This is a genomic window from Allobosea sp. BK604, assembly GCF_004341515.1.
GTDB lineage: Bacteria > Pseudomonadota > Alphaproteobacteria > Rhizobiales > Beijerinckiaceae > Allobosea.
This window is the reverse complement of sequence record NZ_SLZF01000011.1, coordinates 190,405-203,438: the sequence shown is the minus strand read 5'-3', so window position 1 is coordinate 203,438 and position 13,034 is coordinate 190,405. Positions and strand designations below refer to the sequence as shown.

General features: G+C 66.7%; 11 protein-coding genes and 1 tRNA gene. 8 read left to right on the top strand and 4 right to left on the bottom strand.

Translation table 11 applies throughout. From position 1 onward, the window contains the following. Positions 1 to 18: 18 nt before the first annotated feature. The 3 genes from EV560_RS29295 to EV560_RS29285 all read left to right on the top strand — a co-directional run bounded on the left by EV560_RS29295 (position 19) and on the right by EV560_RS29285 (position 2,078). Positions 19 to 837 (top strand): IclR family transcriptional regulator, encoded by an 819-nt coding sequence (locus EV560_RS29295; RefSeq protein ID WP_131859374.1) that lies wholly within the window; start codon positions 19 to 21, stop codon positions 835 to 837. Positions 838 to 1,277: 440 nt separating this feature from the next. Beyond that, positions 1,278 to 1,472 (top strand): hypothetical protein, encoded by a 195-nt coding sequence (locus EV560_RS29290; RefSeq protein WP_131859373.1) that lies wholly within the window; start codon positions 1,278 to 1,280, stop codon positions 1,470 to 1,472. Between the two features lie 33 nt (positions 1,473 to 1,505). After that, positions 1,506 to 2,078: a flavin reductase family protein gene (locus EV560_RS29285; protein ID WP_131859372.1), complete on the top strand. Its 573-nt coding sequence runs from the start codon at positions 1,506 to 1,508 to the stop codon at positions 2,076 to 2,078. A gap of 124 nt (positions 2,079 to 2,202) precedes the next feature. On the opposite strand, the gene EV560_RS29280 is transcribed toward EV560_RS29285, so the two are convergent. Together EV560_RS29280 and EV560_RS29275 are read right to left on the bottom strand one after the other, a co-directional pair. Continuing rightward, a complete protein-coding gene (locus tag EV560_RS29280; protein ID WP_131859371.1) occupies positions 2,203 to 3,180 on the bottom strand; it encodes a TRAP transporter substrate-binding protein in 978 nt (325 codons plus the stop codon). Further along, on the bottom strand, positions 3,180 to 5,030 hold the full coding sequence (locus EV560_RS29275; protein ID WP_131859370.1) for a TRAP transporter large permease subunit: 1,851 nt from the start codon (positions 5,028 to 5,030) through the stop codon (positions 3,180 to 3,182). The genes EV560_RS29280 and EV560_RS29275 overlap by 1 nt, the downstream gene beginning before the upstream one ends. Positions 5,031 to 5,609: 579 nt before the next feature. Between EV560_RS29275 and EV560_RS29270 the strand changes: the two genes are divergently transcribed. The 3 genes from EV560_RS29270 (at position 5,610) to brxF (ending at position 7,459) form a co-directional block, all read left to right on the top strand. Further along, a tRNA-Gln gene (locus EV560_RS29270) sits at positions 5,610 to 5,683 on the top strand. A gap of 15 nt (positions 5,684 to 5,698) precedes the next feature. Next, positions 5,699 to 6,445, top strand: a complete 747-nt coding sequence (locus EV560_RS29265; protein ID WP_348982276.1) for a DUF6538 domain-containing protein — start codon at positions 5,699 to 5,701, stop codon at positions 6,443 to 6,445. A 522-nt stretch (positions 6,446 to 6,967) separates the two neighbouring features. Beyond that, positions 6,968 to 7,459: a BREX-3 system P-loop-containing protein BrxF gene (gene brxF, locus EV560_RS29260; RefSeq protein ID WP_207908145.1), complete on the top strand. Its 492-nt coding sequence runs from the start codon at positions 6,968 to 6,970 to the stop codon at positions 7,457 to 7,459. Positions 7,460 to 7,621: 162 nt separating this feature from the next. Here the strand turns inward: brxF and glpK are convergent, their stop codons facing one another. Beyond that, positions 7,622 to 9,121, bottom strand: coding sequence for a glycerol kinase GlpK (glpK, locus tag EV560_RS29255; protein ID WP_131859368.1), 1,500 nt, complete (start codon positions 9,119 to 9,121; stop codon positions 7,622 to 7,624). A gap of 391 nt (positions 9,122 to 9,512) precedes the next feature. On the opposite strand from glpK, the gene EV560_RS29250 reads away from it, so the two are divergent. Both EV560_RS29250 and EV560_RS29245 read left to right on the top strand, forming a co-directional pair. Continuing rightward, positions 9,513 to 10,592, top strand: coding sequence for a Ppx/GppA phosphatase family protein (locus tag EV560_RS29250; protein ID WP_348982271.1), 1,080 nt, complete (start codon positions 9,513 to 9,515; stop codon positions 10,590 to 10,592). 22 nt (positions 10,593 to 10,614) lie between these two features. Further along, positions 10,615 to 11,325, top strand: coding sequence for an RlmE family RNA methyltransferase (locus EV560_RS29245; RefSeq protein WP_131859366.1), 711 nt, complete (start codon positions 10,615 to 10,617; stop codon positions 11,323 to 11,325). Positions 11,326 to 11,408: 83 nt separating this feature from the next. Here EV560_RS29245 and EV560_RS29240 read toward each other — a convergent pair whose 3' ends face one another. Beyond that, complete coding sequence (locus EV560_RS29240; RefSeq protein WP_131859365.1) at positions 11,409 to 12,848, bottom strand: MFS transporter; 1,440 nt, start codon at positions 12,846 to 12,848, stop codon at positions 11,409 to 11,411. Between the last annotated feature and the right edge of the window lie 186 nt (positions 12,849 to 13,034).

Sequence of the window (13,034 nt, the reverse complement as noted above, 5' to 3'; positions counted from 1 at the left end):
ACGGATTTCCATAGCCGAATGGACGATTCGCCTCAGACCGTCTCCAGCCTGCGCCGCGCGCTTGGTCTCCTGCGCATCGTCGCGGCTGCCGACCCATCCGGAATCCGGCTGAAGGACCTCGCGCAGGTGGCCGGCTGCAGCCAGCCGACGGCCCATCGCGCGCTGCAGGACCTGATCGCGGAAGGCTTCGCCGAGCAGGTCGCGGGCGGCAAGCGCTACCGGCTGGCGCTCGATTTCTTCGTGCTCGCGGCCCGGGCCGGCCTGGCCGGCGGGCTGCGCGACCTCGCCCGGCCGGTCATGCTGCGGCTCTCGGCGACGCTGAACGACACGATCTTCCTGCTGGTGCGCAACGGCTACGACGCTGTTTGCATCGACCGGATCGAGGGCCCCTTCCCGATCCGCTCCTTCACCGGCGATATCGGTGGCAAGGTGCCGCTCGGCCTCGGCCAGGGCAGCCTCGCCATCCTCGCCAATCTGCCGGAGCAGGAGCGCGAGGCGGTGATCCGCTTCAATGTCCCGCGCCTGCTCGATCGCGGCTTCCTCGACGAGGCGGGCCTGCGCATGGCGATCGAGACGGCGCGCCAGCAGGGCTGGGTCAATCTCAATACCGGGCTGATCCCCGGCATGGCCGGCCTCGGCGTGCCGGTCTTCGATGCGGAGGGCCGCGCCGTCGCCGCGCTGAGCATCGGCACGACGGCAGAGCGCCTGCGCGACGAGCGCCTGCCCAATGTCGCACGCATGCTGCAGACGGAAGCCGCGACGCTCGGCGCGCAGCTCAACCCGTTCGACACGGCCCTGCGCTATCCGTCGCGCAGCCTGAGCAGCACCGGCCGCTGAGAGTCGGATCGCACGGCAGCCGAATTCAGTCAGCCGAGTTCATGCAGTTCTTGCCGGGCAGAAGCGCCCTCCTCGCGCAATGCCCCGCAGGAGGCGGTTTCTCCTTCGCGAGCGCATGCATTTGAAAGACCATTTCGTTGACGAATGGCGCTCTACCGACGATGATTTCAGTATCGGAGTGCAACAATTCGCTTCGATTGCGGGATTTGCTGGAGCATCTTGCGCCGCGTTACCAAAGCTAAAAGCGCCACGAAGGCATTCGTGGGCTCCTTCAGCGGGAGATCAAGCCATGGACTTTCGTTCGACCTGCCCAGCGGCGCGTGACGTTGACAGGCCAAGCTGTCCCCACTGTTGATCTGGAGCGTGGCCAGGCCGCGCTTCCACCAGTTCCCTCATCATAGCTATCGGGATGTCGGCGCAACGTCGGCAGCAGGAGCCTCATGCCCAATGCACTCGTGATCGAAGTCGCCGGCACGACGGCCGGCATCGTTGTCGGCTCGGAAAGCGGCTTTCGCTTCGTGTCCTCCGCGCCGGCATTCGACGAGCTCGAAGGACGCCAGTTCCGCTCGCCCGCCGAAGCCACCCGCACGGCTCTGGCCCATAGCAAGGCCAAGCCGAGCCGCAAGGCGGCCTGAAGCGATGGCCACCCCGACATCGAGGATGATCTGATGAACGTCGTGCTGCCCCTGCCCAAGGCCTCCGCCCCGCTCCGCGACGATGCGGCGGGCTTTCGCGCTGCCTTCCGCCATCTCGCCGGCGGCGTCAGCGTGATCACCGTCGGCCAGGGCGAAGACCGGACGGGGATGACTGCGACCTCGGTCTCCTCGCTTTCGGCCGAGCCGCCGACGCTGCTCTTCTGCGTCAACCGCAATTCCTCGACCCTGCCGGCGCTCGAACGGCATCGCGCCTTCGGCGTCAATTTCCTCGACGCTACGCAGAAGCAGATCGCCGACCGCTTCGCCGGCCGCCAGGGCGAGAAGGGGCCCGAACGCTTCGAGGGCGCGAGCTGGACGACCGCCGTCACCGGCGCACCGCTTCTCGTCGGCGGCCTGGGCTCGCTCGATTGCGAGGTCGAGGAGATGATCGACCGGCACTCGCACAGCATCGTCATCGGACGCGTCCGCGCCATCAGGCACGGACGCGGCGACGATGCCGCGCTGGTCTATTGGCGCGGCGACTATGAACGCCTCGGCTGGATGGCGGAGGAAGCCGCGACGGCGATCGGACTGCGCTCCTGCTAGAACATTTCCGCGTTTCTCCGAATCGCAAAAATTCTCTAACCTTTTGTTTTGACGCATTTTCTTCACGCGAACCGGTATGCACTTCGCTCGAAAATGCTCTGGATCATCGGACCGGGTATCGCGTTCAGGCGCCCGCGATCGCCTCGATCTTCGCGATGCCGCCGAGCTTCGGAGCGAAGGAGGCCCAGACCTTGCGCGCGCCGGCCTCCCAGGCCGGGCGGTTCTCCGGCTGGACGACCTTGCCCCCTTCGGAGACGGCCTTTGCCATTGAGGCCTCCTCGTCGGCGACGATGAGCTCGTCGAAATAGGCGGAACCGTCGAGCGCGGCCTCGGCAAATGCCTTCTTCTCTTCGGCCGAAAGCCCCTTCCAGAATGCCGCCGAGACATGGACGACACCCGCCGCCCAGATATGGCCGGTCTCGATCAGCACGGGCACGACCTCATAGAGCTTGAAGCCGACATAGGCCGATTTGGTCAGGTCCATCGCGTCGACGACGCCGGTCTTCAGCGCGTTATAGGTCTCCGGGATCGGGATCGGCGTCGGGTAGGCGCCAAAACCCGACCAGAGCTCGGTATGGAGCGGGCTCTGGATCACCCGGATGCGCTTGCCCTTGACGGAATCGGGCGTGGTCAGCGCTTCCTTGGCGAGCAGGTGCCGCGCGCCATAATTGATGAAGCCGAGCACGACGAAGCCCTGTGCCTCGTATTTCGCCTTGAGCTCGGCGCCGAGCGGCCCGTCGAGCACGCGCTTCAGATGAGCGCGATCCTTGAACAGGAATGGCAGGTCCAGGATCTGCCCGTCCGGCACCCAGGAGGAGAGTGAGGAGATCGTCGAGAGCGAGGCCTGGATCGAGCCGAGCCGCATCCCCTCCGCCACCTCCTTCTCGCCGCCGAGGGCGGCATTGCCGACGATGCGCAGGTCGAAACGGCCGGGCGCGCTCCTGTTCAGCGTCTCGGCGATGCGCCGCCAGATCTTGGTTTCCGGCTTGTCCTCGCCGAAGAGCGAGGCGACGGTGACCGGCCGCCCGGCGGCGTGCGCCCGGGTCAGCAGCGCCGGGGCGGCGAGAAGGCCCGCAGTGACGGCGCGGCGGCTCAACAGCATCAAAAATACCCTTTCAGCGACGGCCAGGCGGCCGCTCCGAGCGACAATACCGCAAGCGCGAGGAGGAGCGAGCCGAGCAGCGGCAGAACGGCACGGAAAACCGCGCCCGCCGGCTGCCGCAAAATGCCGCTGACGACGTAGACGAGGATGCCGAGCGGCGGTGTCAGCCCGTGGATCATCAGGTTGACCACGAGGATGACGCCGAACTGCACCGGATCGAGCCCCGCCGCGACCGCGGCGGGCAGCAGCAGCGGCCCAAGCAGCAGTATCGCCGCACCGATATCGAGGAAGAGCCCGGCGACGAGCAGCACGAGATTGGCGAGCAGAATCACGGCATAGGGCCCGGCGCCGAAGGCGGTGACCAAAGAAGCCATCTGCTCGGAGACGCGGTCGACAGCGAGCAGGAAGGCGAAGGGCGCGGAAGCGCCGATCAGCAGGCCGACCGCGGCAGCCTCGGTGGCGGACTTGCGCAGGGCTGCGAAGACAGTACGCCCGTTCAGGCTGCGCAGCACCAGGCAGACGACCAGCGAATAGGCGACGGCCAGCGCCGAGGCTTCCGTCACGGTCACCACGCCGAAGCGGATGCCGACGACGACGATGATTCCCAGCCCGATCGCCGGCAGCGCGCCGATGAAGCTCCGCGTCCGCTCCGCCCCGCTCGCCTTCGGAGCGACCGCGACCACGTTGCGGACGCTGAGATGGATGCCGATCGCCAGCGCCAGGGCGAGCACGCCACCGGCGACGAAGCCGCCGACCAGCAGCGAGCCGACCGAAAGGTTGGTCGCCGCCGCCAGCAGCAGGAAGGCGATCGAGGGCGGGATGATATTGTCGAGCATGGAGACGCCGGCAACGATCGCGCCGGCCTGCGCCGGCGGATAGCCGCGCGCGATCAGCGTCGGCGCCATCACCTTGGCACCGAATGCGGCATTCGCCACCGAGGAGCCGGAGGCGCCCGAGAACAGCACGCTCGCCACCAGCGCCGTCTGCGCCAACCCGGCCCGGAAATGCCCCACGAGCGTGCCGGCGAAGCGCACCAGCCGTTCGGCCAACCCGCCCTCGGTGAGCAACTCCCCTGCCAGCAGGAAGAAAGGCACGGCAAGCAGCAGGAACTTGCCGACGCCGGAAACGGCATTCTGCACGATCGCCGGCTCGGGCAGGAGCCCGCCGAAGGCGCCGCTCAGCGAGACGCCCGCGAGCAACGCGAAGGGCAAGGGCGCGCCGAGGACGAGGCCGAGCCCGGCCCAGGCGGCGGCGATCAGGCTCGGCGGCTGGACGAAGATTCCGCTCGCCTGCTGCGCCAGCCAGTAGAAGGCGCAGCCGATGGCCAGCGAAAGCGCCGCCAGGGGCCAGGAGCGATCGAGCCCGGCCCGCGCCAGGACGAGCAGCAAGGTCAGCCCGCCGCCGATCGCGAAGACCGCAAAGCGCCAGGCCTCCGGCAGGCCGAGCACGGTGGAGATGCCGCCGACCTGCGCCGCGACGCTCGCTCCGCCCATCGCCAGCACGAGCGCGCCATGCACGGCGAAAGCATCCGCCAGGATCGCCGCGGCTCGCCGGGCCGCTGCGGGCAGGAGCCCGACGATCACCTCGAGCCGCATCGCCAGCGCGCTGGTCGCGGCCAGCGGCATGCCGAACGCGATCAGCGCCGCATGCAGCCAGATCGCCAGCTCGTCCGACCAGACGAAGCCGCCGCCGAAGAGATAACGGCGGATGACGGCGGCCATGACCACGGCGAAGAGCAGCGCCAGCAAGGCGGCGCCGACGCTCTCGAGCAGGGTGACGGCACGCCCGAGCCAGCCTTCGACCGGCGAGCGAGGCGTCCCTATCGCGCGTCGCGGCTCATCGAGGCTCATGCTGTGGCCAGTGGCTCCGGAAACAACGTCTCGGATCGGCAACGCGATCCGCGAAGCAGCCATCCGCCCTCTATCTGCCACGCCGCGGCGGTCCGACGCCAGTTCCAGGATAGGCGCCGCACAGGGATTGCCGCGCTCCCGGCCGCACGAAACGAAACGCGGCCCAGGTCGGCGGCGTCGTCCCGCTCGCGTCGCCCCCTGGAGCATTTCGCGCGAAGTGGACACCGGTTCGCGTGAAGAAAATGCGATAAAACAAAAGCTTAAAGCATTTCCGCGATTCGAAAACCGCGGGAAGGCTCTGGAACTTCACAGCCAGATTGCCCTTGGAAGCACGGTGCCGAGCATCCTGGGCGAGCTGGCTCGTTTCTTGCCGGCCGAGCGTCGCGCGTCAGCGATCTGCAAGCGGAAACGGCCCAATATTCGAGCCGCCTGCGGAGATCAGGCGGGTCGTGCCAGCCCCCGCAGGAGCGCGCGAGGCGTCCACGCGTGCGCGGATGACAATCATGTCGTAATCTGCGCTTGCCATCCGGCGAGAGGTTGTTTAGACCGCGCCTCACCAACGCGAGCGCCTCGCGCCGTTGGGGGATCGTCTAACGGTAGGACCCCAGACTCTGACTCTGGTTGTCTAGGTTCGAATCCTAGTCCCCCAGCCACTTTTCCCGAAGTAGCTGATTTCAAAGCGGTTCGTTGGCCATCTCCGGGCCGGCAAGGCGATTTGCCCGACAGGTTGCTACAAAGGGCGCCGCTTTGGCGCCTCATCTCTCCAACGTCGCCGGCGCAATCAGATCTTTCGTTCCCGCCGGGTGATCCCGCTCGACCTGCGCCCGCGCTTCCGGCGCCGCGAGATCACCTGCTCGCTGCGAACCTCTGAATTGCATCTCGCCGGGCTCAGGGCGCGCCGGCTATATCTGGTGGCGGAATCGCTCTTCGAGGAAAGCCGGCACGATCCCATGCTGACAGACGACCAGCTCGCGGCGATCGTGCAGGACTTTTATAGCTACGTCCTCGACCTAGAGAACAAACTTCGCCTCAGGCTCGGGCGCAATCCGGAAGTTGTCCGTGCTAGGCGCGCCAAGCATTTCCGGGGCGTTGCCCAGCAAGCGCGGGCCGATCTCGGCGCCAATGAATTTGGAACCGTCGCCTTCATCAGCGAGGCCATGCTGCGCAAACACAAGCTCGCCGGCCAGCTCGTCGAGACGGGGCGGAACCAGCTCTCGCAGGCCCTGATGCGTGACGGCATCGACCTCGGCGAGCCCCCAGGCCCCAACAACACCGCCCGTACACCTACCGCGCTGCCGGGCTGCGTAGACCTTGCCGGTTGGCAGCAAGAGAGGAGCGAATTCGACGCAAGCCGGGAACTGAGCCCGGAACCGTCTCTCCTGCTCCGGCGGGGACTCTACCACCCCACCGAATGAATATATGCCATAGTTCTGAGGCTTACGCTGGCGATTCGATCGGCGGAGGATTGTCTCAAGTTGCGTGTTAGGGAAGCGTCGGTCGTGTTGTCTCAGACGGCAACTCACGGCGGTCTCAAGGGGGGACGGAACAGATTGACAAATTCATTCGACAGCGCGGCTCGATCGAACGCCACTCTCATCACGTTGACGAATCGAGCGGGTGTCGAGCGGCTCATCGAGGCCAAGGGCGCCAAAGCGAGCCACATTGCCTCTAGCACGAGCTGGAACGGCTCGTTGATCGCGGGTTCGTATCGCCCCGGGTTATGCCCGTTGGCCACCAATGATTATCACCGTTGACTACGCTATGCGCACTGTCAGACCCAATATGGCAGACCAAACAAGGATACTCGTTCAAGCGCACAAGTGTCTGGAACCGGCCATGAGCCGACCGCGCGACCCGCAGGGGTAGTAGGCTCTTCTGCAAAATGGGGCAGCGCATGGACGCGGCATCAAAACTCTTGGTCGAGCACGGACCCAGGCATGATAATCGATAAGCTAGATCGCCTCGTCGAGGACATCGCGGGGCTGAACAGCAAATTGGTTCTCGTGATTGGTCCGCCCCGGTCCGGAAAAAGCGAACTGCTCAAGCAGCTTTCTGCGCGCAGACAGGCGCAGGTGTTGAATGTCGGCGCGGATCTCGGTCGTGAATTGCTCGCAGTGCCGAGTCCGCGCCGCCATTTGCAAGCGGCCGACCTGCTGAAGGGCCTCGCTGACGACCTCGTAGGCCGCGGGCTCCTGCTCATGGACAACATCGAGCTTCTGTTCGACCAGACGCTGCAGCTCAGCCCGCTCGATTTACTGAAGCGACACGCGCATGCTCGTCGTGTCGTCGCGGCGTGGCCAGGAGACCTCCGGGGAGACCGGCTTTCCTACGCCACGACAGGACATCCAGAACATCAGGACTACGGCATCGACGGCCTAGTCCCGCCCTTTCGCGGCTGGGAGAGACGGCAGGTCCGCGTAATGCTGTAATAGCCATTCCTATGACGCTCTCCACCTACGAGCTCAACCGACGCTGAGCGGGGAAGCTGGGCAACGACGGCTCCTGTCACGTTTGCTACATTCGTTTTCTACAAAACGTGCGCGTTTCGTCAGGCCCGAAAGCCGGCCGCAAGACCCCCCCTTGCCCAGCGATCAAGCCGTCAGCGTGCGCCTCACCGCCTCGCGCCAGCCCTTCACCAGCGTCTCCCGCTGCGTCGTCGCCATATGCGGCATGAAGCGGTGTTCCAGCCGCCAGAGATCGGCGAAGCGTTCCGGCTCCGGCAGCAGGCCGGCATCGAGCCCGGCGAGATAGGCTGCCCCCAAAGCCGTCGTCTCCAGCACCTCCGGGCGGTCGACCGGCAGGCCGAGAATGTCGGCGAGGCGCTGCATCGTCCAGTCGGAGGCGACCATGCCGCCATCGACGCGCAGGACCGCGCCGCCCTGTTTCGCGCCCGGCCAATCGGCCTGCATCGCCTCGAGCAGGTCGAGGGTCTGGTAGCAGACGCTTTCCAGCGCGGCGCGGGCGAATTCGCGCGGGCCGCTATTGCGGGTCAGGCCGAAGATCGCCCCCCTCGCCTCCGCGTCCCAATGCGGCGCGCCGAGGCCGACGAAGGCCGGCACGAGATAGACCGATTGCGCCGGATCGGCGGCCTCGGCCAGCGGGCCGGTCTCGCTCGCCTTCTCGATGATGCCGAGCCCGTCGCGCAGCCATTGCACCGCGGCGCCGGCGATGAAGATCGAGCCCTCCAGCGCATAGCTGCGCTTTCCGCCGAACTGATAGGCGATCGTGCTGAGCAGCCGGTTCTGCGAGGTCACCGGCTCCGAGCCAGTATTGAGCAGGGCGAAGCAGCCGGTGCCATAGGTCGATTTCACCATGCCCGGCGTGAAGCAGGCCTGGCCGATCGTCGCCGCCTGCTGGTCGCCGGCCATGCCGCGCACGGGGATGGTCGCGCCAAAATGCTCCGGCGCGGTGCGGCCGAAAAGGCCGGCGCAATCCTTGACCTCCGGCAACAGCGAGGCCGGGATGTCCAAGAGCTTCAGCAATTCCGCGTCCCAGACCCCACGCCGGATGTCGAACAGCATGGTGCGGGCGGCATTGGTCGCGTCGGTGGCGTGGACCGCCCCGCCGGTCAGCCGCCAGAGCAGGAAGCAGTCGACCGTGCCGAAGGCGAGCTCGCCGGCCTCGGCCCGCTTGCGGGCGCCGGGCACGTTGTCGAGCAGCCAGGCGATCTTGGTGCCGGAGAAATACGGGTCGATCCGCAGGCCCGTGCGCTCGCTCACCAGCGAATCATGGCCGGCTTCGGAGAGCTTCGCGCAAGCGGCGGCGGTGCGCCGATCCTGCCAGACGATGGCGCGGTGGATTGCCTGCCCGGTCGTTCGGTCCCAGACCAGGGTCGTCTCGCGCTGGTTGGTGATGCCGATCGCGGCGATCTCGCTGGCGGGCACGCTGGCTTTCGACATCGCCTCGCGGCAGGTCGAAAGCACGCTCTCCCAGAGATCCTCCGGCTCGTGCTCGACCCAGCCCGAGGCCGGAAAATGCTGCGGAAACTCGCGCTGCGCACTGGCGACGACCCTGAGCGCGGCATCGAACAGGATCGCGCGCGAGGAGGTCGTGCCCTGGTCGATGGCGAGGATATAGCGTGTTGCGGCCATTCTGTCGTCGTCCCTGCCCTAGAGCACGCGCCGGTCTGATCGCACGGCGATCAGACCGGATCACGCATTCTCTCTCAATTGTTTAGAGGCGGATTCACCGATCAGGTTGATTCAACCCGATCGGATCCGGCTCTGGCGACCATCTTGAACTCAGGTCCTGGCCGAGCTTTGCCGAAGCGGCGCTCCGCAAGCAAGCGCCGCGCTGAACCTTACGGCGGCTCAAGGTTCCGCTTGGCATCATTGTCCCGATCTTGATACGCTTCCCGGGAAGCAAGCGGCCGGACGCTTCGTCCGGCCCCCGCCGGGCCGCCTTGCGACCCTGGCCGGCGAAGGATTGAGAGCGGTGGCGGTCGAAGACCGGCAGCAGGCGGACGTCGCAATGGTGGCGTCTATGCCGTCCAACGGCGCCGATCCCTGTGCGATCGGCTCGCCTTCCCTTGCCGCGAACAGGCCGCCGGTACCGACTCAGAGCTTCGGCTGGCGCCAGGCCACAGCGACCTATGCCGCGCTCGATCTCGGCACCAATAATTGCCGCCTCCTGATCGCGCGGCCGGCGCAGCACGGCTTTCGCGTCGTCGACGCCTTCTCGCGAATCGTGCGGCTGGGCGAAGGGCTGTCGGCGAGCGGCCGCCTCGCCGATACGGCGATGGACCGCGCCGTCGAGGCGCTGAAGATCTGCAAGGGCAAGATGACGCATCGCGGCGTCACCCGCGCCCGGCTGGTGACGACCGAGGCCTGCCGCGCCGCGACCAATGGGCTCGATTTCGTCCGCCGCGTCGCCGAAGAGGCCGATCTCAAGCTGGAGATCGTCGATCAGCGCACCGAGGCCTCGCTCGCGGTGACGGGCTGCGCCGCCCTCGCCGATCCGGCGGCGGAGGGCGTCATCGTCTTCGATATCGGCGGCGGCTCGACCGAGATCGTCTGGATGGGCGGGCGCTCGCAGGCGCGCGATCCGGCCGGCCGCATCCGCGAATGGGCCTCGCTGCCGATCGGCGTCGTCTCGGTCGCCGAGCGCTATGGCGGCGTCGATGTCGGGCGCGAACTGTTCGAGCGCATGGTCGAGGATTGCGGCGAGACCCTGAAGCCTTTCGCGAAGCGCGCTTCTGCTGCCAATGCGGCGGCCGGCTTCCACCTGCTCGGCACCTCCGGCACGGTCACCACCGTTGCCGGCATCCATCTCGGCCTGCCGCGCTATGACCGGCGCATGGTCGACGGGCTGTGGATGGAGGAGCGCGAGATCCTCACCGTCATCGACCGGCTGGTCGAGATGGATTATGCCGCACGCTCGGCCAATGCCTGCATCGGCCGCGAGCGGGCCGACCTCGTGCTGGCCGGCTGCGCCATTTTCGAGGCGATCCGCCGCGCTTTCCCGAGCCGCAAGGTCCGCATCGCCGATCGCGGCCTGCGTGAGGGCATCCTGCTCAGGATGATGCACGAGGATCGCGCCTGGTGGCGGCGGAAGCAGGCGTGACAGCAAAGGAGCACGCCCAGCCATGACCTCTACCCGGGGCAGTGCCGGCTCACGCGACCTCAAGGTCCGGGTGAAGAAGACCGCCAAGCTCAGCCATTCCTCGCAGCTCTGGCTGCAGCGCCAGCTCAACGACCCCTACGTCAAGAAGGCGAAGGAGCAGGGCCTGCGCTCGCGCGCCGCCTTCAAGCTCGAGGAGATGGACGACCGCTACAAGTTCCTGAAGCCCGGTCAGCGCCTGGTCGATCTCGGCTGCGCGCCGGGCGGCTGGTGCCAGATCGCGGCCAAGCGCGTCGGGCTCGAGCAGGGCAAGGGCCGGATCGTCGGCATCGATCTCTTGCCGGTCGACCCGATCCCCGGCGTCGACCTGATCCAGCTCGACTTCATGGCTGAGGAGGCGCCTGCCCTGCTGACGGAGCGGCTCGGCGGCAAGGCCGATGGCGTGATGTCCGACATGGCCGCCAACACCACCGGCCACAAGAAGACCGACCATCTCAAGATCATCGCGCTCGCCGAGGCTGCGCTCGAATTCGCCAACGACATCCTGGCGCCGGGCGGCTTCTTCCTCGCCAAGCTCTTCCAGGGCGGCGACAGCGCCGAACTGCTCGGCCAGCTCAAGCGCGATTTCAGCACCGTGCGCAACGTCAAGCCGGCGGCGAGCCGGGCGGATTCGTCCGAGCTTTACGTGCTGGCGACGGGCTACCGGCGGAAGGCGGCCGAACCGGCCCAAGATTGACCGACCCAAGACTGAACCGGTGCAAGACGGAGATGACCGGGCTTCCGCCGCCTGCCGATGTGGCAGCGTTCTACCCCGTCTGATCAATCCACCGGCTTCTGGTCCGCGATCGCCTCGGCCGTCATCTTGCGGGCGCTGATCGGGGCGTGGCCGGAGACTTCGGCGCCGGCATCGGGGGCGAGCCGCGCCATCCACAGCACCGACGAGGCCGAGATCAGCCCGACGATCACGAAAGCCGGCCAGAAATCATGGGCGCTGAGTGCCTTGCCGCCATTGAAGGCATTGGCCGATTCCAGCGCGAACGCGCCGACGGTGACGCCAAGGCTCAGCGACAATTGCTGCGCGACGCTCGACAGGCTGGTCGCGCTCGACATGTCGCGGTTCGAAACATCGGCGTAGCTCAACGCGTTGATGCCGGTGAATTGCAGCGAGCGGAAGCAGCCGCCGATCAGCAGCACGATCAGCATCAGCCATTGTGGCGTCGTCGGCGTGAACAGGCCCGATCCGGCCAGGAAGGCAGCGCCGACAAGGGCGTTGAAGGTCAGGACGTTGCGGAAGCCGTAGCGGGCCAGGATGGTCTTGGCCAAGGTCTTCATGATCATCGCGCCGGCGGCCGAGGCGAAGGTGATCAGGCCCGAATGCAGCGGGTCGTAGCCGAAGCCGAGCTGCAGCATCAGCGGCAGCAGAAAGGGAATCGCGCCGATGCCGGTGCGGAAGATCGAGCCGCCGATGACGCCGATCCGGTAGGTCGGGATCCGCAACAGGTCGAGCTTGAGCACGGGGTATTTCACCTTGCGGGCATGGACCCAATAGGCCCAGAGCGCCGCGATTCCGGCGGTGACGCAGCCATAGGACACGACCTCGGGTACGAGATGGCGCCCGCCGGTCGCGAGCCCGAGCATCAGCGCGGCGAAGCCGAACGAGGAGAGCAGGAAGCCCTTGATGTCGAGCGGCGCGACATCCTCCTCGCGGATATCCTCGAAGAACAGGCTCGACAGCACGATGCCGACCAGTCCGATCGGGATGTTGATGAAGAAGATCCAGCGCCAGTCGAAATAGGTGGTGATGAAGCCGCCGAGCGGCGGCCCGACCACGGGGCCGACCAGGGCCGGGATCGTCAGATAGGCCAGCGCGCTGACGATCTCCGATTTCTCGACGCTGCGCAGGATGACGAGCCGCCCGACCGGCACCATCATCGCCCCGCCCATGCCCTGGATGAAGCGCGCCCCGACAAAGGCGCCGAGCGAATTCGACATCGCGCACAGGATCGAGCCGAACATGAAGATGCCGATCGCGGCGCGGAAGATCGTGCGTGCCCCGAACTTGTCGGCCATCCAGCCCGAGATCGGAATGAAGACCGCAAGCGACACGAGATAGGAGGTCAGCGCCAGCTTGAGCGCGATCGGATCCTCGCCGAGCGATTGCGCGATCATCGGCAGCGAGGTTGCGATGACGGTAGAGTCGGTATTCTCCATGAACAGCGCGCAGGCGACGATCAGGGGCAGGGTTTGTGAGCGCTGCAAGGACGGAAACTTTCGAGGGTATGGGCGCGTCCCTGCTTTACTGCGGCATCCGGACGCTGGCGAGGGCCTCCAATGCAGGGCAGACCCCGCGAGATCGGTACCGCGCCGGCTGCATAACCAAATCGTGAAACTCGGGTCCGCCATGCGTTGGCTGCGCTGTCGGGCCGGGCAGCTCCTTCCCACATA